Below are 22,925 nucleotides of genomic sequence, written 5' to 3'. Positions count from 1 at the left end.
GGTTGAGTAAGAGCTAAATTTTAGGGGGCGAACCATCAGAAAAAGCGACAAAGAAATTTATTGATTTTCCAGTCCCAATGGAAATCCACTTCAAAACAAGTTAAAGTATGGGTAAATCGACACAGGAGAGACAATGAAGTTTTACGATGTGCCAATAAAGGTGAACACAGATCCAAGCCTGAACGCGAGCGACCTTCTCCTTGAAAGAGTTGCGATAAACCCATCTCATGCACTTTTTAGCCGCCAGAACCAGGACGGTACTTGGAGAAATGTGACTTCCCAAGAATTCTTGGACGAAGTCAGATCACTCGCCAAGGGCCTTATCGCTCAGGGAATTAAACCGGGCGACGCTGTGGCCATAATGTCTCGCACTCGGTATGAGTGGACAATGATTGATTTTGCTATTTGGTTCGCCGGCGCAATTGGCGTGCCGATTTACGAAAGCTCGGCGGCAAGCCAAATCGAATGGATACTGACCGACTCGGATGCAATTGCTTTGTTCATAGAGGACGACGAGCACTTAGAGCGCTTCAATAAGGTCAAGTCGAACGCTCAAAAAGTCAAGCACGTTTGGCGAATTGACTCAAAAGACTTTTCCGGACTTCACCAAGACGGTGAAAAGATTGGTGACGATCTGCTGGAAAAAGCTCGCTCGCACGCAAACCTGAACGACTTAGCGACCATCGTTTACACATCTGGCACCACTGGAAACCCAAAGGGCTGTGAGTTGACTCACAAGAGCTTTGTAGATCACGCTAAGAATGCTGCTGCGGAAATCCCAGAGATTGCCAATATCAAACAATCCTCACTTATCTTCCTGCCGCTTGCTCACATTTTGGCGAGATATGTTTCGGTTCTATGTCTTCACTCTGGAATCCGAGTAGGTCACTTGAGTGACTCACTGCAAGTCGCTAAAGTTCTTCCAATTTTCAAGCCGACCTTCATCCTGGCGGTGCCAAGGGTTTTCGAGAAAATTTATAACGCCGCAGAACTAAAGGCGGAAACCGGTGGCAAAGGCAAGATCTTCCGATCTGCTGCCGAGGTCGCAATCGATTACTCGAAGGCACTGGACAGCAAGTCAGGACCTTCTTTTGGGCTAAAGATCAAGCACAAGCTTTTTGACCGACTTGTCTTCAGCAAGGTACGTGCCGCAATGGGTGGCGACGTGAAATACGCGATTTCAGGCGGTGCTCCGCTCGGAGCAAGGCTTGGGCACTTTTATCGCGGCGTAGGACTAATCGTTCTAGAAGGCTACGGGCTCACCGAAACGGCCGCGGCCGCCGTTATCGGACGCGTCGTCTGGCAAAAAATTGGCAAAGTCGGTCGCGCTCTACCTGGCACTGGAATCAAGATTGCCGAAGACGGAGAAATATGGCTACGCGGTATCAACTGCATGCGCGGCTACTGGCGCAACGAAGCTGCAACCAGGGAGGCATTTGTCGAAGATTGGTTCAAAACAGGCGACCTTGGTGAGCTGGACGAGGACGGCTTCCTAACCATCACTGGGCGCAAAAAGGAGATGCTCGTCACCGCAGGAGGCAAGAATGTTGCCCCGGCTCCGATTGAAGATCCACTTCGCGCTCACCCACTTGTCGGGCAGGTAGTCGTGATCGGTGACTCAAAGCCATTTATTTCAGCGCTTATATCGCTGGACCCAGACATGGTGATGGTTTGGGCTCAAAACAACGGCATCGAGAAGAAGCTGACACTCGCTGAGGCAACGAAGCACCCGACCATAATCGCCGAGATTCAGAAAACTGTTGACGAGGTCAACAAGTTGTTCTCGAAAGCTGAGCAGGTGCGCTCTTTTGAAATCCTGGATGTTGAGCTAACCGAGGCATCTGGTCACTTGACCCCGTCGCTGAAGATTAAGCGCTCCAAGGTGATGGCGGATTTCGACCTACAGGTGGAGAGGATTTACGCTAGCGCGTAAACCAAGCTTGCTCTCGCAGGGCCTTAAAAGCCAGTTTTCGCTCCTGCTTTTCTAAGCGTTCAAGATAAAGAATTCCCGAGAGGTGATCGATTTCGTGCTGGAGGGCTTGAGCCATCAAGCCCTCACCTGAAATTTCAATTCTCGATCCGTCCAACTGAAACCCCGTGGCCCTAGCTACCGTGTGGCGCATGGCCTGATGCCAAAGGCCCGGGACTGAAAGACAGCCCTCCTCCATTGGAACCAAGTCACCCGAGAGTTCGGTAATTTTTGGGTTTATTAGGTAGCCGATTTCACCCTCGACGTTATAGGCGAACGCACTTAGTCCCACCCCGATCTGCGTTGCTGCCACTCCCGCCCTGCCGGACAGAGACGTGGTGTCGATAAGGTCCTGTATCAGGCCCGAAGCCGATGCGAGATCGCGGATTTCAGCTGATGGCGTTTTCAGGATCGGGTCGCCAAAAAGCCTTATTTCCCGGACGCTCAAGCAGCTAACCCATCAACCACCAAGGCCGCTAGGTCTCTGGCAGCCTGCCTTGTGGCTGGGTGCAACTGATCGAAGTCGATAAAAGCTCCTGCGGCTAGCTGAGGGTCGTAAGGAATTCTGACTACGGCACGAACCCGTGATTGAAAGTGCGATTCGATTTCGTCAAGCTTCACAAGCTCTGTCCCAAAAGTCGCCGTGTTTAGTGCTACCACGCTGTTGCGTACAAGCTCGCTGTAACCATTCGAGTCCAACCAGGTAAGAGTCTCGGAGGCAAGCTTCGCCTCGTCAATTGATCCACCAGAAACAATTACTATTCCGTTGGCTCGCATCAAAACCGCACGCATGACACTATGAACAATTCCAGTACCACAGTCGGTGAGGCAGACGCTGTAGTACCGTGCAGCAATGTCAGCCACCACGTTGTAGTCGCCCTCATTGAAAGCTTCGGAAATCATGGGGTCGGCGTCCGAGGAAAGCACGTCCAAGCGAGATTTATCGCGTGAGACAAAATCGCTGAAGACGCTAAAACTCGAAATACCGCCAGCTCGATTAACGACGTCCCTAACCGTGCGATCGGTACCCTTTTGCACACGTTCCGAGAGCGTTCCGCGATCCGGGTTTGCGTCGATTGCAAGTATCCGGTCTTCTCGAGCTCGCGCCATTGCCATGCCGATTAGGGCAGTCATTGTGGTTTTTCCAACTCCGCCCTTTCGGGTAAGAACTGGGACAAATTTGGTCTCGCCAGCAAGATCAGCCCTGATTCTTGCATCGAGGGCTCTTCTGGCCCTCACCATCGCGTTGTCGCCGAGGTTTATTAGGCCGAAGCTGATTCGATAAAGGCCGCGCCTGAAAAAGGTCTCCGGAATAAAGTTCGGCTTTGCCTTGTCTTGCAATAGTCGATCCGCGGTCAGCAAGCTAGCTGGCTCGGGCTCGGCAAACAAGTCCTCAACCTCTGGAGCTACGTCAATGGGAATCGACACTGCATCTGCAGAAACTTGGTTTAATTGACCAGTCTCCGGGTCTAGCTCCAAGTCGCTGAAGTCAGCGCTTTCTCCTGAGGCATAATCGCGTTCTGGGTTCTTTTCCAAAACAACTCCTATTCAATTACGGCTATTAGGTCGCCGCCTTCAACAGGCGTGGGACCAGTAATGCCAAGTCTTACTATTTTGCCAGAGATTGGGGCAGCAATGCTTGCTTCCATCTTCATGGCTTCGATACCGGCAATTGGATCGCCGACCTGAACGCTATCACCCACTTCAACCTTTGGAGTCACAACCCCGGTGAATGGCGCGGCCGCGTGCCCCTTGATAGATGGATCTGCTTTTTCGGCAGACGAAGTTGTCGCTGTAATGCTGTGGTCTCGCGCCAAAATTGGCCGCAACTGGCCGTTGAGTTTTGCCATCACCGTCCTGAAGCCCTTGCTGTCAGCCTCTCCTATGGCCTCGAGGCCTACGAATAGCTGTAGCCCCTTTCGCAGTTCCACAACATGCTCTTGGTCTTGCTCTAGCCCGTATAGGTAGTCAAGGGTTTCGAGGTTATCGAGCTCCCCGTAAGCGGCCTGAACACGGTCGAACTCTTTGGTTGGACCGGGAAACAGAAGTTGATTCAGGGTTCGCTGAATCAGCTTATGGTCACTGGATTTTAGAGCCGCTAAGTCATCGGTCGAAACCGGAGTCACTGAAATGTCAGGTTTTTTACCCTTCAGAACCTTGGACCGGAACGGTTCCGGCCAACCGCCGGGCAGGTCCCCTAATTCGCCCGCCATGAAACCGATAACGGAGTCCGGGATGTCATAGTTTTGAGGGTTATTTTCGAAATCTTCAGGGTCGGCATCGACCGCAACGAGATGCAGCGCTAAGTCGCCGACAACTTTCGAAGACGGAGTTACCTTAGGAGGCCTACCAAGGATTCGATTCGCAACCGCATACATGTCTTCAACCAGCTCGAACCGGTCACCCAGACCAAGGGCGATTGCCTGTTGCCGGAGATTTGAAAGCTGACCACCGGGGATCTCATGCGAATAAACACGACCGGTCGGGCCTGGTAGTCCAGACTCAAATGGCGAATAGACCTTTCGGACGGCCTCCCAATATGGCTCAAGATCGGTCACTGCGCTCATTGAGATTCCAGTGTCGCGCTCGGTATTTTCCAGAGCGGCAACCAGGGAGCTAAACGATGGCTGACTAGTGGTGCCGGCCATCGGCGCACTTGCCACATCGACTGCGTCTACTCCTGCATCGACTGCAGCCAAAAGTGTCGCCAGCTGACCACCTGCCGTGTCATGAGTGTGCAGGTGAACTGGTAGGTCAAATCGCTCTCTGAGTGTACTTACAAGTACGCGTGCGGCTTGGGGTCTTAGCAAGCCCGCCATGTCCTTGATTGCAAGTACGTGAGCGCCGGCATCGACGATTCTATCTGCGAGTTTCAAGTAGTAATCGAGAGTGTAAAGCTCTTCTTTTGGGTCCAAGAAATTACCGGTAAAGCTCATGCCAACCTCGGCTAGAGACTTGGTCTTATCCCTTACCGCCGCAATTGCCGGCGCCATTTGCGATACATCGTTCAGGGCATCAAAAATTCTGAAAATATCCACTCCGGTATGAGCGGCCTCTTCAACAAAGGCGTCGGTGACCTCGACCGGGTACGGAGTATATCCGACGGTATTTCGACCACGAAGCAACATTTGAATGCACAAATTTGGAAGCTCTTCTCGCAGTTGAGCAAGCCTTGACCAAGGATTCTCCCCGAGGAACCTGAGCGCTACATCGTAGGTCGCGCCTCCCCAAGCTTCAACCGAGAGAAGCTCCGGCGTCATTCTTGCCACGAAGGGCGCTGCGGCCACAAGGTCTCGACCTCGAACTCTGGTTGCAAGTAGCGACTGGTGAGCGTCTCTGAAGGTGGTGTCCGTGACCAGAACTTGACTCTGCGACCTCATCCACTTGGCAAAACCCTCCGGCCCAAGCTCCACCAAGCGCTGCTTGGAACCATCGGGAGCTGGCGTTCCCAAATCAATTTTCGGTAACTTTAGTTGCGGATTCGTGCGGCCTTCTCGGGCGCCATAGGGCTTATTAACTGTCACCTCGGCGAGCCACTGCAGCACCTTGGTGCCGCGGTCTTTGGAAACCCGCGCATTCATGAGCTCTGGACGCTCGTCGATAAAGTGAGTCGATAGTTCACCCGATGCAAACGTCTCGTCATCCAAAACTGCCTGCAAGAAATTAATGTTGGTGGCGACGCCGCGAATTCTAAATTCGGCGAGCGCGCGCTTCCCACGGTCAACCGCAGATCTAAAATCTCTACCCCGAGTGATTAGCTTCACGAGCATCGAATCAAAGTGAGGGGAAACCTCGGTTCCGGTTGACACCGTTCCGCCGTCAAGTCGAATACCAGCACCACCCGGGGAACGATAAGTCGTTATTTTTCCAGTGTCGGGCCTAAAGCCCGCAGCTGGATCTTCGGTAGTAATCCTGCACTGCACTGCAAAGCCATGGGGGCGAATGCTGTCTTGAGTAAGGCCCATGTCCGCAAGAGTCGCGCCAGCAGCAATTCGAAGCTGGGACTGCACGAGATCAACATCGGTGATTTCTTCGGTAACAGTGTGCTCAACCTGTATTCGGGGGTTCATCTCAATGAACACGTGCTTTCCCGTGTTTGGGCCCACTGTCTCGATAAGGAATTCAACGGTCCCGGCATTCTGGTAGCCGATTTCCTTGGCGAAGTTAACCGCATCAGCGAACAGTTGCTGTCGAAGCACGTCATCTAAGTGAGGAGCCGGAGCTATCTCAATAACTTTTTGATTGCGTCGCTGAATCGAGCAGTCTCGCTCGTGTAGATGGATTATGTTGCCGTGATTGTCCGCCAAAATCTGCACTTCGATGTGTCTCGGGCGAATTACTGCTTGCTCGAGGAATACGTGAGCGTCCCCAAAAGCACTTCCAGCCTCACGCATCGCTTCGCCGATGGCATCAGGAAGGTCGGCCTCAGCGTCTACCTTGCGCATGCCTCGGCCACCGCCGCCGGCAACGGCCTTGACAAATAGCGGGAACCCAATCTCGCCGGCCTCAGCGATAAGTTTCGCCACATCCTCGGACGATTCCGTAGAAGCAAGAACCGGCACTCCGGCGCGGATTGCTGCAGCTTTGGCATTTACCTTGTCGCCAGCCAGCTCAAGGACTTCTGGGGATGGGCCAACAAATGCGATTCCATTCAGTTTGGCTTGCCTTCCAAGTTCGGCGTTTTCGCTCAAGAAGCCATAGCCCGGGTAAATGGCGTCAGCGCCCGACTCTTTGGCGACCCGTATCATTTCCGAGACTGAAAGATAAGCCCTCACAGGTGAGCCATCTGCCTTTATCTCATATGCCTCGTCAGCCTTCAGTCGGTGGACAGAGCCCCGATCTTCGTAAGGGTAGACAGCAACGGTCTTCGCGCCAATTTCGTAAGCGGCACGAAATGCTCGTACGGCGATTTCACCTCGGTTGGCTACCAGAATCTTTTTAAACATAAAAACCTTACTGAACCGATGTGGCGCGCCATGCACACGCCTAATAACTAGGTAGCCTATTACAGTGCATGTACTTAGCGTGAGTTCCCTCAAGGGTGGCGTAGGAAAAACTACGGTAGCCCTTGGCCTGGCATCAGCAGCTCTCAATCAAGGGATCAACACTCTGGTCATTGACCTAGACCCCCAGTGCGACGCAACCAGCGGGCTAGCAGCCCCTGCGGACATGACCGCTTCCGTAGCCGAAGTGCTGCAGAGCCCTAAGCTCCCCGTCTTGAGAAGAGCGGTGGTCTCCTCTCCTTGGTCAAGAGGTTCAAAGCTTGATGTTCTGGTTGGCAGCCCAAGGTCACTTTTGCTTGACAATCCTGCTCCAACTGTTTCCGATGTCTGGAAACTTGAGGAAATTCTTGCCCTAATCGAAGATGAGTATGACCTGGTTATCATCGACACTCCCCCATCCATCAACGCTCTGACTCGAACCGCCTGGGTAGCAAGCGATCGAGTAATTTTAGTTACTGAGCCGGCACTGTATTCAGTCATTGCAGCTGACAGAGCGCGCCGGGCGATAGCGGAGATTAGCGCGAAGCTGAGCCCAAGGCTTAGCCTCTACGGTTTCGTAGTCAATCGCCTTAGGCAGAATTCACATGAGCATGAGTTCCGCATAAATGAACTCCGCGAAATGTTTGGGGACCAATTACTGCAACCATATTTCGAAGAGCGCGCCGCCGTTCAACAGTCGACCGGAGCAGCCAGGCCAATCCATTCTTGGCCTGCGGAAGGCGCCGCGGAAGTAGCCCAGGGCTTCGATCGCCTATTGGCTGGACTAATGACGGATTTTGACACTACCGAAGTAAAACGGGCGCGAATCGGAATAGTTGGCCGAACCATGCGTGGTCAATCGAATTTGCTGAAGGACCTTGCTCAACCGGAGATTGAAACTGCGGTTCTGCCTGAATCAAGACGGGCAAGAAAAAAGAAGCGTTGGTTTCAACGCTAAGAGATTTTACGAGCCCTTCGGGCCGCAAGCTCATCATGAACGGCTGCCTCTTCAGCGGCAAAGTTAACCAGAGTGGCTTCGACTTCACGCAGCACCCTACCTATTGCAATTCCAAACACTCCCTGGCCCTGACCTAGAAGATCAATTACTTCGTCCTGAGAAGTACACAAGTACACTCTTGCCCCATCCGACATGAGCGTTGTGTTGGTTAGGTCCGAAATGCCAGCTGCGGAAAGCTGCTCAACTGCGATTCTGATCTGTTGAAGTGAGACACCGGTGTCCAGCAGTCGCTTGACAAGTTTCAAAACCAAAATATCTCGAAATGAATAAAGTCGCTGTGACCCGGAGCCGGTCGCTCCCTGTATCGCGGGAACCGCAAGCCCGGTTCTGTCCCAGTAATCAAGCTGACGGTAGGATATGCCAGCGGCAGCGGCAGCGGAAGCTCCTCGGTAACCAATATCAGTGTTTGGCAAGCCGTCGGTAAATAACACACCAGATTCGTATTCCACCGCTACTCCTAATTTGCACAGACTGCTAAGTCTGCCTTCAAGTTGAGGTTTAGGGTTTCTCTTCTGACTCGGGCGTGTCGCACTATCGTTCTATCTCTTCGATGACTTCGGTTATCAGGTGGATTCTGATAGCTCCAAATCGCTCTGCTATCTCCCTCGAGATATGCCCGGCCTTTGCCGCGCTCTCCGGTGCTTTCTTACGGAGAATCGGCTCGGTCACGCCTGTGATGATTCCAATTTCGCGCTCTGCTGCGGACTTCAACCCGCGTAAGTGGCGCGGTTGAATGCCAAACTCCTCCAAGCCGACCAAAGCAAAAGCAATCTCAACTTCGTGCGAAGAATGAGGTTGCGCGCCAAATAGGCCTAGATCTGCACCCTCTTTAAAGGCAAGATCCGAGAGCCCAGTCTCAAGCTTCAATTGAGAGGTCGAAAAACGTTGTCCTTTTCGCAGCGAGGCTGGGCTTGCAGCCGGCAGCAATGGCTGTCTTCCGGAATCCAGTTCATCTAAGTACTCCCTGATGACCTTGAGAGGAAGATACTGATCGCGCTGAAGCGTCAAAATAATCCTGAGGCGCTCAATCTGTGGTTCCGAAAATTTTCGATACCCGGCATCGGTTCGCTCCGGAGCAACAAGGCCCTGATCTTCTAGGAATCGCAGTTTAGAGGGGCTGAGATCGCCGAAATCCGGCTTAAGAACAGAGAGCACTTGGCCGATCGTGTAGAGCTTGCGGTGATCTTGAAGTCTCGATAGAGAGTTTTCCACGCTCAACCCTCCTTCTTCGAAGAATAAAAAGTCAAGCGAAACTTACCGATTAACACTTCGGCTCCGTCGGTCAAATCGATCGTGTCAACTCGATTGCCGTCGACATAAGTTCCGTTCATGGAACCCAAGTCTTCAAGCGAAAAAGCCAGGCGCTTCCTGGAGATTTGAACATGCTTTCTAGAAACGGTTACGTCATCTAGAAAAATGTCGGCCTCTGGGTGTCTTCCGGCAATAGTTAGATCTTGGTCGAGCAGGAATCTTGATCCGGATCCTGGTCCCCTGTGTGAAATAAGAAGTGCCGAGTTGGAGGGAAGAGCCGCTACTGCGATTGCTTCTTCGTCAGAAAGAGCGGGGATGTTTTTGACTATCAGGTCGTCAGAAAAACGAGCTGTGTCATCACTCCCAAAAGCTTCTTTAGACAATTTTTCCTCCCTTTTATACTTTAGGGGATTTTGACTTGATGGATGACAAGACTTCTATAACTTGCTTTACATACAGCAAGCCAGAAAGCCAGTAGAGAGCCACCCCCCAATACGCGAAGCCCCAAGCAAGCGGTAAAACTATAAAGTCGGCCTCCGGCCAGACATCAACCATCAATAAAAGCGGCAGAGCGTATAAAAGAGCAAAAGTCCCTGCTTTGCCCAAGAAGTGCACCGGTAGCGGACCGTAGCCATGGCTTGCCAAAATCGGGTAGACAATTACTAGCATCAGATCCCTGGAAACGACAATCAGAGCTAACCAGAGCGGGATGTTGCCATTAATAGTCAAACCAATCAAGGCGGCGAAGATAAAAAGTCGGTCGGCTGCTGGATCTAGCAGCTGACCGAGTCTTGTTACTTGATTAAAACGCCTCGCTATTTGCCCATCGAGCCAGTCTGTGGCGCTGGCGACCATCAAAACGATCAGCGCTGCAATGAATTGCCCATTCAAAAGTAAAACCAAAAACACCGGAACCATAAATAGCCGCAGGACGCTCAGCATGTTTGGAATGCTTCTTAGCTCCTGCATAACGCCCATGCCCAAATTCTATAGGTCTGAGATAAATCAGCTAGCTCCGCTCGCCCGTCACTCGCAATCACCATCACAAAACCTCAAGGCGACCTTGGTAGGATAGAAGGTATCGTTGCCCCTGCTTGCAACAAAACCCTTTGGAGAGTCTGAGATGATCGGCGTGCGCGACCTCGAGATTCGCATCGGACCCAGGGTTCTGATGCATGGAGTAAATTTCCGCGTGGACAAGGGCGACAAAGTAGGACTAGTCGGCAGAAATGGCGCCGGTAAAACAACCCTTACGAAAATACTCGCTGGTGACGGCCAGCCATCTCAAGGCTTCGTCGATCGCCAGGGTGAAATTGGATATCTCCCGCAAGATCCGCGCACCGGAGATCCGGAGCAACTAGCGAGAACCAGAATTTTAAACGCCAGGAACCTTGGCGACACTCTCGAAGGCATGAATAACGCAGGCCTTGAGATGGGAAGCACAGACCCTGAAGTCTCAGCCGCGGCCATGATTTCCTACGCAAAGTTTGAGGAGCGCTTCCAGGCAGCAGGCGGCTACGCTGCCGAGGCCCAAGCAGAGGCAATAGCGGGAAGCCTGGGCATCAAGGGGCAGATCTTGAACCAGGCACTCAAGACTCTCTCCGGCGGACAGCGCAGGCGAATTGAACTAGCAAGAATCTTGTTCAGCAATGCTCAAACCATGATTCTCGATGAGCCGACAAACCACCTCGACGCTGACTCTGTGGTTTGGCTCAGAGAATTTCTGAAGTCCTACAAGGGTGGGCTAATTATTATCAGCCACGATGTCGCTCTAGTTGAAGAAACGGTCAATCGCGTCTTCTACTTGGACGCCAATCGCACGATCATTGATATTTACAACATGGGCTGGAACCAATACAAGAAGGCCAGAGAAACAGACGAAGAGCGCCGGAAGCGTGAGCGATCAATCGCCCAGAAAAAGGCGAGCACTTTGCAGCTTCAGGCCGCCAAGTTTGGGGCGAAGGCCAGCAAAGCAGTTGCTGCCAAGCAGATGGTTCGTCGCGCTGAGTCTTTGCTTGCGAACTTGGACGATGTGCGAGAAGTAGATCGCGTTGCAAAAATCAAGTTCCCTGACCCAGCCCCGTGCGGGAAAACACCTTTGATGGCTGAGAACTTGAGTAGAAGTTATGGCTCATTGGAGATCTTCACTGCTGTTGATTTAGCAATCGACCGTGGTTCCAGAGTGGTCATCATTGGTCTAAACGGAGCTGGCAAAACCACGTTGTTGAGGATTCTTGCCGGGGTGGACCAGCCAGACACTGGTGAACTGATTGCCGGTCACGGACTCAAGGTTGGCTATTTTGCCCAGGAGCATGAGACTTTGGACGTCAACAAAACCGTACTTCAGAACATGCAGGATGCCGCCCCCGGCCTTCCCGACACTGATGCAAGAAAAGTGCTCGGCTCTTTCCTGTTCTCAGGTGACGATGTCTCGAAGTTAGCCGGGGTGCTGTCCGGAGGAGAAAAGACCAGACTTGCACTTGCATCGTTGGTGGTTTCATCAGCAAACGTGCTGCTACTTGATGAGCCAACCAACAACTTGGACCCGGCAAGCCGTGAAGAGATTCTTGGTGCTCTAGCAAGCTTTAAGGGCGCAGTTGTGCTGGTCTCACACGATGTTGGAGCCGTTGAAGCATTGAACCCGGAGCGAGTCTTGATCTTACCGGACGGCGACGAAGACCACTGGAACGAAGGTTATGCCGACCTGATTGCTCTTTCCTAAACTACGAACTTGCTTACGTAAGCTACTGAGGGTTCAATCAATAATTCTTGAAAGGGTCCAGATGTGTGCCAGTCCCATCGAGAATAAATTAGAGAGCTCTTTTTACTGCGACCACGGCTGCGGTCAGCACATTGAAATCGGCGTTTTTGTGGCCTCGGGCAAATTTATTCCGTGGAATCAAGTAGACGGTGCTTCACAAAAAGCTTTTCGTCAAGATGGTTCGATCCAGGCGGAAAGAGAAATTCATATTCAGTGCCCGGGTTGCTCCAATGAGGTAAAAATTTCAGCATTGAATTTGAGCGTTTTTTCTAAGAAATCTTTGGCCGTTGGCGTCACAGCGGTAAGCCTCCAAACTCTGGAGCTTTATAAGTCGAAAACATTGCTGTCATCAGGGGAAAGTCGACCGTAAGTAATTGATCATTCTTGGGAGAAGCGGTCGACTGATGTTTGAATAATTGCGCGGTCAGCATCTGAAACTTGGCCAGATTCGATTAGGAACCTGCCGGTTTCAGCATTCAAATTTGTCGCAGCCGCAATTAGGTCCCCCGCGACTTCATAGCTGGTTGCACTTATTCCCCACTCTCCCAAATCCTGGGGCACAAGAAAGGTATTTGTTTGTTTGTCGTGGGTGATTTCTAGTTTTACCTCTTGCCCTACCTCTTCTGAAAGCGAAAAAAGATCAGCTAAGGCACAAGATGAGAAGACATCCGTCTCAAAGATCAGTTCGTAGGTGCTAAGCGGCAGAAAATATGCGGCGCTGTAACCAGCTATGGCTTCTCGCTCTGGAATTATCACTAAAACAGGTCCTTCCGGTTCTACTGATTTCTCAACCACTCCCTCTGCAAGTGCTTTTTCGCAACTGGCATAGGTGACCTCTCTAAAGCTGTCTATAAGAGACTCTTGTGATTCGGGAGAGGTTTCTTCGGAATCCTGGACTTGATCTTCCGTGTCAATTTCGGATTCAGCCTGTGTTTCGGAGGGAGACACTTGGGGCTGCGTCTGGCTTGGGGTTTCAACAGAGGTGCTACTCGATCCCGGTTCACCACTGGAGCAGGCGGACAGTGACAGGGCAATAAGCATTCCAATTGCAAGAAAAACCAATCTCATCCGTACCCCCTAACCTCTGAGGTTCAGGCTACCAAGGTCAGCAGATATTCGTTTCTATTCCGGCTGATGGCTAGCTGCTGCTGCCAAGCACAACAGTTTTTAGCCCCTCACCCTTCTCAGCGGCATTTAGCCCCTCAAAGAACCTCTCGAGTGTCACCTGATTAGTGATCAGTGTTGACAGCGAAACCTTCTGCTGAGCAATTAGATCCATCGCTGCGAACCATGATTCTGAGGTCGAGGCAAACCCACTAGAGACGACTAGCTCCTTCAATAAAATTGTGTCGAAGGGCACTGAAACCTCTTTCCCAAAGATGCCGACCTGTACGTAGTTAGCGCCTTTTTTGGCAGCTTTAAATGCAACTCTCGCACCTGATTCGGAGCCGGAGCACTCGATCACTACGTCGAATGAGTTCGATTCCGGGACATCTGTGGTTGTTTGGAACCCCAGGGCCCTGGCGATAGCTAGTCTTTCCGAATCCTTTGGCAACCCTGCCAGCAATACTTGTCCACCAAGCGCTCTTGCAACCTGCGCAGAGAGCTGCCCCATGGCCCCAGCGCCTAGAACAAGTACAGATTGGCCAGCTTGAACTTTTGGAGGGTTCATCAGGCAGTTTGTTACACAAGCCAGTGGCTCGCTTAAAACACCGTCCAACTCACCGGGGGTTTCCGGCATCGTGTGCAGGTTGATAATCGGTAGCAACAGGAAACCGGCAAAACCGCCGTCTCGGAATGAGCCCAGGGAACGCCTAGCGTCGCACAGGTTCCTTCTGCCGTCTCGGCACATTTTGCACTTTTCGCAGGCTGAGAAATAGGTTTCTACCGCGACCTTCGTGCCAACCCAATGTTGATCCTCTTTTGAACCAACTTCGCTTACTGTTCCCAGAACCTCGTGACCCAAGATCACGGGTAACTCGTAGGCGTATTCGTCGTGGGCGATGTGAATATCTGTTCCACAGATTCCAGTGGCGATGACTCTGATCACGGCTTGGCCGGGGCCGGGAAGCGGCACAGGCACCGTTTCGAGCCTGATCCCTTGAACTCCCTTGGCGCGCTTCACCACAGCCAGCATTCGCCGATGAATCAGGGCTTGATTACCAGTCATGCACAGTCCCGTCTGCTAGTCGATTGAAAGGCAAATACGCCTGCTGATAAGGGTATTTGCCAGCCTCGTCTATGTTTAGGCTGACTCCTAGGCCGGGCTTATCGCCCGGGTGCAACAAGCCGTCTTGCCATGTAAAGGACTGCTCAAATACTTGGTTGGTTCGATCCCCGTGCTGCATGTACTCCTGAATACCAAAGTTGTGAATGGCCAGTCCCAGGTGCATTGCGGCGGCCATTCCCACCGGGGATATATCAGTGGGACCGTGCATGCCGGACTTAATCTGATACATAGCCGCATAGTCCAAAGTTTTCTTCAAGGCCGTGATGCCTCCCATGTGAGTGACAGCTCCGCGCACATAGTCAAAGAGTTGGTCCCTGATTAGGTCTTTGAAGTCCCATGCTGTGTTGAATATCTCACCGATGGCCAGCGGTGTCGTAGTGTGTTGACGGACTAGCTTTAGCGACTCTTGGTTTTCTGCAGGAGTGCAGTCTTCTAGCCAAAAAAGGTCATAGGGCTCTAGGTTTTTCCCCAGTTGTGCAGCCTGAATTGGTGTCATTCGGTGATGGCCGTCGTGAAGCAATGGAATCTCGGGCCCAAATTCATTTCTGACAGCCTCGAATACTCTTGGGAGGTGCCGAAGGTAGCTTCTGGTGTCCCAATCCTCTTGTACCGGCTGTGCTCCGCGTCTCGCCGGCTCATGGTCATATCTTGCCTCACCGCCTCCAGTTTCCTTTGACTGCGACGCGATCCCGTAGATGGCATTCAGTCCAGGGACACCGGTTTGGACCCTGACTGCCCTAAAGCCAAGCTCAAGGTGCTTTCTGATCGAGTCGAATAGCTCCGGAATATCACTTCCGGAGGCATGCCCGTACGCAAGCAAGCCCTGTCTAGAGGCTCCCCCTAGTAGTTGGTAAACCGGCATTCCAGCCGCCTTGCCTTTAATATCCCAGAGAGCCATGTCAACTGCAGCTATCGCTGCCATGGTCACTGGTCCCCTGCGCCAATAAGCCGAGCGATAGAAGAATTGCCAGGTATCCTCAATCCTCGAAGCATCCTTACCAATCAATAGCGGTGCGACATGATCCTGCAGATAGGAGACCACGGCAAGCTCCCTGCCGTTAAGGGTCGCATCTCCTAGGCCGGTAAAACCCTCTTCAGTGGTGAGCTTTAGGGTTACGAAGTTTCTGTCAGGACTAGTTACAACTACTTCCGCTTTGACTATGTTCACATTGGCCTCTCATGTCGTTATCTTTCCGTTCCGCCTGGTTCAAGATCCAATAATTCCAAGTCCTGCCTGGTTGGAAGACCCTCCCAATCCCCTCTGGAAGAGATTGAGAAAGCGGCGCAGGCAACACCCCTTTTGGCGGCGGCTTCGGGAGTGAGGCTATCTAGATAACCGGATAGAAAACCCGCAGTGAAAGCATCTCCAGCCCCAACCGTGTCCGCTATCAGCACCTTATGGGCGGAAACAGACGTTGCATTTTCGCCATGGTAGACAATTGCTCCATCTGCGCCATTCTTGACCGCCACCCACTCGGCACTGTCCGCAAGCAACTTGAGGGCAATGTCTTGAGCAGACCCCTGGCCAATAAGCTCAAGCTCCCCTGGGGAGCCAATCACGATGTCTGCCCTTGAAACCATGTTAGATAGTGTCCCTCTGGCCTTCGACTCGGACCAGAGCTTAGAGCGGAAATTAATATCAAAGCTGACTTTGACTCCGACCTGCTTGGCTCTATCAATCACCATTTCGATGCACTCCGCAGCGGTGTCTGAAAGCGCAGGAGTAATTCCAGTTAGGTGAATAAGCAGCAAGTCCCGGGTTAGCAGTTTTTCGACATCAGAAAACTGAAGCTTCGATCCGGCTGAGCTTGATCGTTGATATGTGACTCGTGTGGTGGTTGAGAGCCGTGGTTCAGTGAGCATAATGCCGGTTGGGTGATTAGGATCTACTCCTCCTAAAAAGTCCACTCGCTCGGCGTAAAGAGTCCTTCGAATCAAATCTCCGTGGGGATCGCTGCCAACCAGGCCCGCCCAAGAGACTCTGTGGCCAAGTCGCGAAAGGCCAATTGCGACATTTGACTCTGCTCCTGCAATAGAAGAATTGAATATTGGGCCCAGGTTGATAGCGGAATCTGCCCTGAGCGCCAGCATGGATTCCCCAATGGTGAGCACCTGCGACTTGGCTGTGATCGTCATCGGCCAACCTGCTTTAAGTATTGGCTTGCTCTTTTGCCAAGCTCGATTTGATTACCACCCGGGGAAATACCATCGCCCAGGAGCGGGCCGCCTACTCCCACTGCTATTGCTCCTGCATCTAGGTAAGACCTCACGTCTTCAAGTCCAACTCCCCCAACGGCTATCAAGGCCAACTCTGGCATCGGATCAAGCACCGCCCTGATGAATTTTGGCCCCAGTGCGAAAGACGGGAACAGCTTGACTCCCGCAACACCGAAGTTGTGAGCTGTTTTAATCTCAGTCGGGGAAAATGCGCCCGCCAAGGTCGGAATATCAATTCCCGCTGCATATCCAACGGATTCGGAAATAGTGGGAGTCACTATGAAACTGGCTCCTGCACTCAAGGACTGGTCCACCTGCAAAGCGCTGAGAACCGTGCCTGCTCCCAGGCGATATCCAGAGGGAACGAATGTAGAGATTTGTCTTATCGCCTCGTAAGCGTTCTCAAGGGTGAGGGTAACCTCAAGGATTTTCACACCAGATTCAAAAAGAGTCTTCGCTGCCAAGACTGTTGAATCCACATCTTTACCCCTCAAAATTGCAATGAGTTTATGGTTGATCAGATCTTGCGTTAAAGAAGCATTGAGATTGTTTACCATTCCGCAAACGACCCATCATCATGGCGCCAGATTGGGTTTGACCAACCGCCCCAGTTTTTTGAGGCTTCCCGAACTGCTTTTTCATCGATTTCAATTCCCAATCCCGGGCCCTGAAGTAGCGGGAAGTGTCCGTTCACAAATGTTAGCGGTGAAGTATCCACCAGGTAGTCCAAAACATCGGTTCCCTGGTTGTAGTGGATTCCAATCGACTGCTCTTGTATTAGATGATTCGGACTCGCAAATCCGACCTGCAGGCAGGCGGCAAGCGCAAGGGGGCCAAGCGGAGAATGAGGCGCGAGCAGTGCGTCATAGGCTTCGGCAAGTGTCGCGATTCTCCGAAGCTCCGAGATTCCACCCGAATGGGCAACATCTGGTTGAACAATTGCGACACCGGCTTGAAGCACCGGAAGAAACTCCTGCCGCGAGTAGAGACGCTCTCCGACTGCTATTGGGATGTTTGTAGAAGCCACAATATGTTGAAGCATGTGTGAATTTTCAGGAACTACAGGCTCCTCCAGAAAAAAGGGGTGGAACTCCTCAACTAGAGGTGCTAGGCGCCTTGCCGTTGCCAAATCAAAGCGACCATGCAGATCAATTGCCACATCTTTGTCGCCGCCTAAGACATCGCGAACCGCTGAAACTCTCCTGACAACTTCGGAAAGTTCGGAAGCTCTGCCGTTTTTACTCATCTTGCCACTGGCGTTCATCTTGACGGCAGTGAGCCCAGCTTGAATTTGTTCGGCTGCATGTTCCGCGACCTCGCTTGGGTCATCACCGCCGATCCAACCATAGGCTCTAATTTTTTTTCTCACCGCTCCACCCAAGAGCTGGTAAACCGGAACTGACAACCTCTTGCCAAGTAAATCCCATAGCGCCTGATCGATTCCGGAGACAGCACTTGCCAGAACGGCTCCTCCACGATAGAACTGCCCCTTGGAAAGCACCTGCCAATGATCTTCAATCTGATTCGGGTCTTTACCTATGAGGTAATCTCCAAACTGCTCGACAGCTCTTGATACAACATCAGCGAAGCCCTCAAGAGAAGCCTCTCCCCACCCGACTAAACCGTCACTTGTTTCGATGCGAACAAAGACCCACCTTGGAGCCAACGGGAACGATTCCACTTTTCGAATTTGACTCAAGATGCCTCCTGCTTTCTCGAGAGATACTCCAGAACTATTACATCAACCATTTCTTGAGGAGTTGCAGTAATTGAAACGCGAATTCCGCTCTCATCATCGGTCAAAGTCTCAAGGGTGTCGTATTGGGACTGCAACAGATTCGCTGGCATGAAATCGTGATCTCGTTTCGTTATTCTCGCCGAAACCAGCTCTATTGGTCCGTGTGGTTCAACGAAAAACGTACTCGGCGAAAGAGCCCTGAGCCTGTCCCGATAAATGTGCCTGAGCGCGGAGCAGGCGACAACCACCCCTGAATGTTCGGCGTACTCGGCGAGAGTCGCGCCCACCTCTTCCAGCCAAGGTTCACGATCCGAGTCAGACAACGCCTGCCCAGATGCCATGAGGTCGATGTTCTTCCTAGAATGCAGCCCGTCGCCATCAACGAAAGGCACACCGAGCCTCTCTGCAAGCAATATTCCAATGGTGGATTTGCCGATTCCTTGGACACCCATGACGACGATCGAAACTGGTTTGCTGTCTTCCATTCTTACCCCTTCGTAGCGCCGGCTGTGAGACCAGTAACGATGTAGCGTTGGGTGAACAGAGCGATGACCATAATTGGGGTAGTCACAACGACCGACGCCGCCATCAGAGCACCCCAGTCGATGCTTGCATATCCAATGAAATCGAACACAGCTACCGGCAGGGTCTTAGTAGATGCCCCAGATAGCACAAGAGCGAACATAAAATTGTTCCATGAAAAAATGAACGACAGGATGGTGGCCGTTGCAATACCGGGAATTGACAACGGCAGCGCGATCCTCAGAAATGCACCTATCGCCGTCAATCCATCGACCTGCGCTGACTCTTCAAGTTCCTCTGGTAATTGGTCAAAAAATGACATCATGATGTAAAGGATTAGAGGCATCGATACGAACATGTGAGACAAAATAAGGGGCAAGAAACTGCCTGTGATATTTAACTGAGCAAAGATAAAATACCAAGGTACCAACAGGCTCACGCCGGGAATAATTCTCGCCAACAACACACTAGTAGCGGACTTTCTCATCAAGAATCGGCTCATTGCGTAGGCTGCAGGAACCGCAAAGACGAGTGAGAAGCCAGTGGCCATAAATGCCACGAAAAAAGAGTTCCAAATATAGACCAGATAGTTACCCCGTCTAGGATCAAAAACAGTTTCATAATTAGCTAGCGTAGGTTCGAAAATAAATGCTTGACTCGAGTCATATATTTGGACGTTGAACTTCAAGCTCGCAGCTACCATCCAGGCAATTGGCCCCAAGAAAATAAAAATTAAGATCGCCAGGCCAAGCACGCGCCCGATGGACGAGGGTTTGAATTTCGGCTTTTTGCGTTTCTTGCCTGCCGACTTTTGAAATAGTGTTGTCATAGTGCGGCCTTTCTTCGCATCTGTAGAGCCCAGATGATTCCGAGAATCATCAGGAAGAAGAGGATGAGCACCGCTGATGCAATTCCGTATTCGTTGTAGTCGAAGCTCAATCCGTATGCGTAAACGTTAAGGGTCTCAACGTCGTTGAACGATCCCCCGCCCTTCCCCTTAGTTGCATAAAGAATGTCAAATGTCTTGAGCGCATCGATTCCTCGAAGAATTACCGCAGCAATGATCACTGGGCGCATAAGCGGCACCACAATCAACCAAAACCGCTGCCAGGCATTAGCCCCGTCAACTCGGGCCGCCTCGAGTGGCTCCTCCGGGAGACTAGTTAAGCCGGCAAGTAAGATCAGAGCCACCATTGGGGTCCATTGCCAGATATCAACAAAAACCAGCGTTGGTAAAGAAGTTGTTGGGTCTGCGAGCCAAGGCTGCGGAGGGATGCCAAACCAGCCAATAAACTCATTTACAAATCCAATGTTTGGCTCGAATAGTAGCCTCCACATCATTCCCACCGCTACCGGGGTCGCAACTAGTGGGAGCAACACAATTGTTCTTATGATTCCTTGCCCTCGAAAGGGCTTCCAGAGCAACAGCGCGATGATCATGCCAAAAATAAGTTCAAAAAACAGTGCGCCCCCGGTGAAACTAATCGTTCGCCAAACAGATGGCCAAAATCTATCGGTGTCCGTTAGGACACCTATGTAATTATCAGCGCCATTAAAGTCAAATGGTCTTTGCACGCTTCTGCGCGCATTAGTGAAGCTCAGAAACAATGTCCAAGCCAAAGGCACTGCGAGAAGCAGCCCGACGAAAATCATGGATGGCCCTGCCAGCACCCACTTGCGGTTTTTGTTGGCCCAGCGACTGAATTTTTCACGCCTTGTGATTCGCTCTACCGGCTTCTGAGCAGTCAAGTAGGCCTCCTAGATTTGTTGTAAGTGCTGCTCCGGCTTCCGATTCGAAAACCAGAGCAGCACAAACGCTTTTTCGAGCGCCCGAAGTTAGCCGCTCAAGGTTGGTGCGTGTTGACTACTTCGTATCTGTTAGTAGGAAGTCGTCAAAGGTTTGATTTGCATCGTCAATAGCCGCATCCAGGTCTCCACCCGAAATCGCGATAACGATCGGCTCACCGACGATTTCACGGGCTCTCGCAACCTCGAATACTAGAGGTCGATCAAGTCCAACACCGTTTGCACCGTTCAGTTGGATGGCAGTTACAAGCTCCGCTGGGTAATCAGCGGTTGCCTCTGGGTTTGCCCAAACAGAGGTTCTAGCACCGGAGACGCCAAGCTTGGCCAGTTCCAGTGAGATCTCTTTCGAGGTTGCCCACTTAACGAATGCCCAAGCACCTGCCAAGTTGGTGGTGTCTTGGTTGATTGATAGAGCCCAAGCGGCCACGTTGTATGGCTTTGAACCGGCAGGACCTGCTGGGAAAGGAGCGAATCCGACGGAATCCGAAACAGTCGACTTTTCAGGGTCTGTCATGTTCTTGTAAAGACTGTCCGCATCGGCTAAGAATGCGGCCTGACCCTGCTGGAAGATGGCGAACGCCTCTGGCCAGCTCATCTCTGGGTTAATAGTCGCGTTGGTGTGGTTGCGGATCAAATTACCGTAATACGCGTATGCAGCACGGGCCTCATCTGAGCCAATGGCAGAAGTGCCATCCTCTGCAATCCAAGTTCCCCCATAGCTGTGTAGAAAGGCGTTGAACTGAGTAACAGCGGCGGATTTACCGGTGCGGCCGACGTAACCAGAAACATCCGGGTTGGCCGCGTGGATTGCAGCGGCAGCTGCGTCTAGCTCCTGCAGAGTTGTTGGCACTTCTAACCCAACAGCTTCAAGAAGATCCTTGCGGTAGTAAAGAACTGTTCGCTCGGTGATGATAGGAACACCCACAACTGCGCCCTCGTAACTGGTTAGAGCTGCTGGTCCCGGTTGGAAGTCAGCCCAGTCCCAGTCAGTGTCCGAAGTCGCAAGGTCGGTGATGTCAGCTAGATAACCGTTGCTTGCGAAGAGCTTGTTCTCCTGCAAGGGACGATACATTAAAACGTCAATTTCGTCGGTTCCTGCATTTAGCTTGACGTTGTACTGGTCTGACAGTTGATCCTCAGCCAATTGTGAAATTTCCACAGTAGCTCCGGTTTCCTCTTCGAACTGCGGAATTAATTCCTTAATCGACTCGGTCCAAACGTGATTGGCCAGAGTCACACGAATTGTCGTTCCAGCAAGATCTTGGCCTTCCAACTCCGAGGGCTGAGGAGCCGCTGTTGAAGAGCTGGTTTCTGTGCTGGCCCCTGAGCATCCGGCCAGTGTCGCGAGGAAAAGAACTGTCGCCAAGACGGCAATTGGCTTTTTGACTGTAAAAATAGACTTCACGGTTATTTCCTTTCAGGGTCGATCATCATTGAACCGGCCCTAAGCACACGCATCTTTACGTATACCTATTAGCCCCAATTATGCATCAATTGTCATACTATTGAGGAAAATGTTGAAAAATGAGATGATTATGTTATGTCGTCACCTACGAAAAGCGTTGCCCCCGAGTCAGAGGCCTTGACCAGCTCATCCAAGGATGGCGGACAGGATCTTCGTGAGCAGGTAATCGAGACTTTAGGGCTCGAAATTTGCGGCAATAACATCTCTCCGGGGGCAACATTTTCGACGGAATCTATCGAGGCGAGGTTTCAAGTATCCAGACCGGTTGTGAGAGAAGCACTGAGAGGGCTGGAGGCTCTCGGTCTCGTAAAACCAAGGCGGCGGGTGGGCATGACTGTGATGCCACTGACGGAATGGAATGTTTACGATCTTCAGGTAATCAGGTGGAGGCTTGCGGGTGCAAGTCGAGTAGCGCAACTGAGATCCCTTACCGAACTTCGACGGGCCATTGAGCCAAGTGCGGCTGAAATGGCCGCCATTCGAACGCCGCTCGGCCTCGCCAGTGAGCTGGTTGGACTTTCTGGTGAACTATGGAAGGCAGGGAAAGAGGGTGACTCCGAAGAGTTCTTGCGGGTTGACCGGAGATTCCACACCCTTGTTTTGGAGATGAGTGGAAACGAGATGTTTGCAAAGTTACACCACCTTGTTGACGAGGTATTAGTGGGAAGGACTTACTACGGACTAATGCCCCGGTTTCCAGCGATCGAAGCTCTCCAGCTCCACACTGACATTGCAATTGCCATCCAAAGTGGCAACCCAAAAAAAGCTAGCGCTTCGATGTTGGCAGTCATGGAACGGACCATCCAGGAGATGAGCACAATCTGGGACTTGGCTCTTGACCCAGAGGACCACAGGCCTCGTTCCTCCGAAAAAACGGAGACCGCTTCAATCCGTCTTCCAAACAAGGACCACGGCTAAATTCGGGAAATTCGCCACCCAGAGAGTACGGAAAAGTTTCGCGAAGAA

Annotated in this window: 22 protein-coding genes; 5 read left to right on the top strand and 17 right to left on the bottom strand. The window is 51.8% G+C overall.

What is annotated here, in order from left to right:
- The first annotated feature begins 133 nt into the window (after window positions 1-133).
- The gene (locus tag ABXT50_RS02580) at window positions 134-1,933 is read left to right on the top strand and encodes an AMP-dependent synthetase/ligase (protein WP_415274612.1); all 1,800 of its coding nucleotides are present in this window, start codon (window positions 134-136) and stop codon (window positions 1,931-1,933) included.
- Here the strand turns inward: ABXT50_RS02580 and ABXT50_RS02575 are convergent.
- From ABXT50_RS02575 to ABXT50_RS02565, 3 genes are read right to left on the bottom strand one after another with little or no spacing between them, the layout of a single operon-like run.
- A complete protein-coding gene (locus ABXT50_RS02575) occupies window positions 1,923-2,417 on the bottom strand; it encodes a peptide deformylase (protein WP_415274611.1) in 495 nt (164 codons plus the stop codon). The genes ABXT50_RS02580 and ABXT50_RS02575 overlap by 11 nt on opposite strands.
- Window positions 2,414-3,505, bottom strand: a complete 1,092-nt coding sequence (locus ABXT50_RS02570) for a MinD/ParA family ATP-binding protein (RefSeq protein ID WP_415274610.1) — start codon at window positions 3,503-3,505, stop codon at window positions 2,414-2,416. The genes ABXT50_RS02575 and ABXT50_RS02570 overlap by 4 nt, the downstream gene beginning before the upstream one ends.
- Before the next feature lie 8 nt (window positions 3,506-3,513).
- A complete protein-coding gene (locus tag ABXT50_RS02565) occupies window positions 3,514-6,915 on the bottom strand; it encodes a pyruvate carboxylase (RefSeq protein ID WP_415274609.1) in 3,402 nt (1,133 codons plus the stop codon).
- Window positions 6,916-6,979: 64 nt separating this feature from the next.
- Here ABXT50_RS02565 and ABXT50_RS02560 point away from each other — a divergent pair, with 64 nt between their 5' ends.
- Window positions 6,980-7,909: a ParA family protein gene (locus tag ABXT50_RS02560; RefSeq protein ID WP_415274608.1), complete on the top strand. Its 930-nt coding sequence runs from the start codon at window positions 6,980-6,982 to the stop codon at window positions 7,907-7,909.
- On the opposite strand, the gene ABXT50_RS02555 is transcribed toward ABXT50_RS02560, so the two are convergent.
- The 4 genes from ABXT50_RS02555 to ABXT50_RS02540 form a co-directional block, all read right to left on the bottom strand.
- Window positions 7,906-8,418 carry a MerR family transcriptional regulator gene (locus tag ABXT50_RS02555; protein ID WP_415274607.1) on the bottom strand — a complete coding sequence of 171 codons (513 nt, stop codon included), beginning with the start codon at window positions 8,416-8,418 and terminating at the stop codon, window positions 7,906-7,908. The genes ABXT50_RS02560 and ABXT50_RS02555 overlap by 4 nt on opposite strands.
- Before the next feature lie 82 nt (window positions 8,419-8,500).
- On the bottom strand, window positions 8,501-9,181 hold the full coding sequence (locus ABXT50_RS02550) for a MerR family transcriptional regulator (protein ID WP_415274606.1): 681 nt from the start codon (window positions 9,179-9,181) through the stop codon (window positions 8,501-8,503).
- Window positions 9,182-9,183: 2 nt separating this feature from the next.
- On the bottom strand, window positions 9,184-9,603 hold the full coding sequence (locus ABXT50_RS02545) for an FHA domain-containing protein (protein ID WP_415274605.1): 420 nt from the start codon (window positions 9,601-9,603) through the stop codon (window positions 9,184-9,186).
- Between the two features lie 13 nt (window positions 9,604-9,616).
- Window positions 9,617-10,198: a CDP-alcohol phosphatidyltransferase family protein gene (locus ABXT50_RS02540; RefSeq protein WP_415274604.1), complete on the bottom strand. Its 582-nt coding sequence runs from the start codon at window positions 10,196-10,198 to the stop codon at window positions 9,617-9,619.
- 145 nt (window positions 10,199-10,343) lie between these two features.
- On the opposite strand from ABXT50_RS02540, the gene abc-f reads away from it, so the two are divergent.
- Both abc-f and ABXT50_RS02530 read left to right on the top strand, forming a co-directional pair.
- Complete coding sequence (gene abc-f, locus ABXT50_RS02535) at window positions 10,344-11,942, top strand: ribosomal protection-like ABC-F family protein (protein WP_415274792.1); 1,599 nt, start codon at window positions 10,344-10,346, stop codon at window positions 11,940-11,942.
- 61 nt (window positions 11,943-12,003) lie between these two features.
- Entirely contained in the window at window positions 12,004-12,351 is a 348-nt protein-coding gene (locus ABXT50_RS02530; protein WP_415274603.1) for a hypothetical protein, read from the top strand.
- Window positions 12,352-12,359: 8 nt separating this feature from the next.
- On the opposite strand, the gene ABXT50_RS02525 is transcribed toward ABXT50_RS02530, so the two are convergent.
- From ABXT50_RS02525 to ABXT50_RS02480, 10 genes are all read right to left on the bottom strand, one after another.
- Window positions 12,360-13,049, bottom strand: coding sequence for a hypothetical protein (locus ABXT50_RS02525; RefSeq protein ID WP_415274602.1), 690 nt, complete (start codon window positions 13,047-13,049; stop codon window positions 12,360-12,362).
- Between the two features lie 70 nt (window positions 13,050-13,119).
- The gene (locus tag ABXT50_RS02520) at window positions 13,120-14,151 is read right to left on the bottom strand and encodes a zinc-dependent alcohol dehydrogenase (protein ID WP_415274601.1); all 1,032 of its coding nucleotides are present in this window, start codon (window positions 14,149-14,151) and stop codon (window positions 13,120-13,122) included.
- Window positions 14,141-15,379 (bottom strand): D-mannonate dehydratase ManD, encoded by a 1,239-nt coding sequence (gene manD, locus ABXT50_RS02515; protein ID WP_415274600.1) that lies wholly within the window; start codon window positions 15,377-15,379, stop codon window positions 14,141-14,143. The genes ABXT50_RS02520 and manD overlap by 11 nt, the downstream gene beginning before the upstream one ends.
- Before the next feature lie 17 nt (window positions 15,380-15,396).
- The gene (locus tag ABXT50_RS02510) at window positions 15,397-16,347 is read right to left on the bottom strand and encodes a sugar kinase (RefSeq protein WP_415274599.1); all 951 of its coding nucleotides are present in this window, start codon (window positions 16,345-16,347) and stop codon (window positions 15,397-15,399) included.
- Window positions 16,344-16,985 (bottom strand): bifunctional 4-hydroxy-2-oxoglutarate aldolase/2-dehydro-3-deoxy-phosphogluconate aldolase, encoded by a 642-nt coding sequence (locus ABXT50_RS02505; RefSeq protein WP_415274598.1) that lies wholly within the window; start codon window positions 16,983-16,985, stop codon window positions 16,344-16,346. The genes ABXT50_RS02510 and ABXT50_RS02505 overlap by 4 nt, the downstream gene beginning before the upstream one ends.
- Window positions 16,979-18,109 (bottom strand): galactonate dehydratase, encoded by a 1,131-nt coding sequence (gene dgoD / locus ABXT50_RS02500; protein ID WP_415274597.1) that lies wholly within the window; start codon window positions 18,107-18,109, stop codon window positions 16,979-16,981. The genes ABXT50_RS02505 and dgoD overlap by 7 nt, the downstream gene beginning before the upstream one ends.
- A gap of 14 nt (window positions 18,110-18,123) precedes the next feature.
- Window positions 18,124-18,651 (bottom strand): gluconokinase, encoded by a 528-nt coding sequence (locus tag ABXT50_RS02495; RefSeq protein ID WP_415274596.1) that lies wholly within the window; start codon window positions 18,649-18,651, stop codon window positions 18,124-18,126.
- Window positions 18,652-18,653: 2 nt separating this feature from the next.
- Window positions 18,654-19,517 (bottom strand): carbohydrate ABC transporter permease, encoded by an 864-nt coding sequence (locus ABXT50_RS02490; RefSeq protein ID WP_415274595.1) that lies wholly within the window; start codon window positions 19,515-19,517, stop codon window positions 18,654-18,656.
- Complete coding sequence (locus tag ABXT50_RS02485) at window positions 19,514-20,437, bottom strand: carbohydrate ABC transporter permease (RefSeq protein ID WP_415274594.1); 924 nt, start codon at window positions 20,435-20,437, stop codon at window positions 19,514-19,516. The genes ABXT50_RS02490 and ABXT50_RS02485 overlap by 4 nt, the downstream gene beginning before the upstream one ends.
- A gap of 115 nt (window positions 20,438-20,552) precedes the next feature.
- Window positions 20,553-21,899, bottom strand: coding sequence for an ABC transporter substrate-binding protein (locus ABXT50_RS02480; protein ID WP_415274593.1), 1,347 nt, complete (start codon window positions 21,897-21,899; stop codon window positions 20,553-20,555).
- Between the two features lie 135 nt (window positions 21,900-22,034).
- Here ABXT50_RS02480 and ABXT50_RS02475 point away from each other — a divergent pair, with 135 nt between their 5' ends.
- On the top strand, window positions 22,035-22,877 hold the full coding sequence (locus tag ABXT50_RS02475; RefSeq protein ID WP_415274592.1) for a FadR/GntR family transcriptional regulator: 843 nt from the start codon (window positions 22,035-22,037) through the stop codon (window positions 22,875-22,877).
- Window positions 22,878-22,925 lie beyond the last annotated feature (48 nt).

This window comes from Aquiluna sp. Uisw_065 (assembly GCF_047731275.1).
Lineage (GTDB): Bacteria > Actinomycetota > Actinomycetes > Actinomycetales > Microbacteriaceae > Aquiluna.
This window is presented reverse-complemented; position numbering and strand designations above follow the sequence as displayed.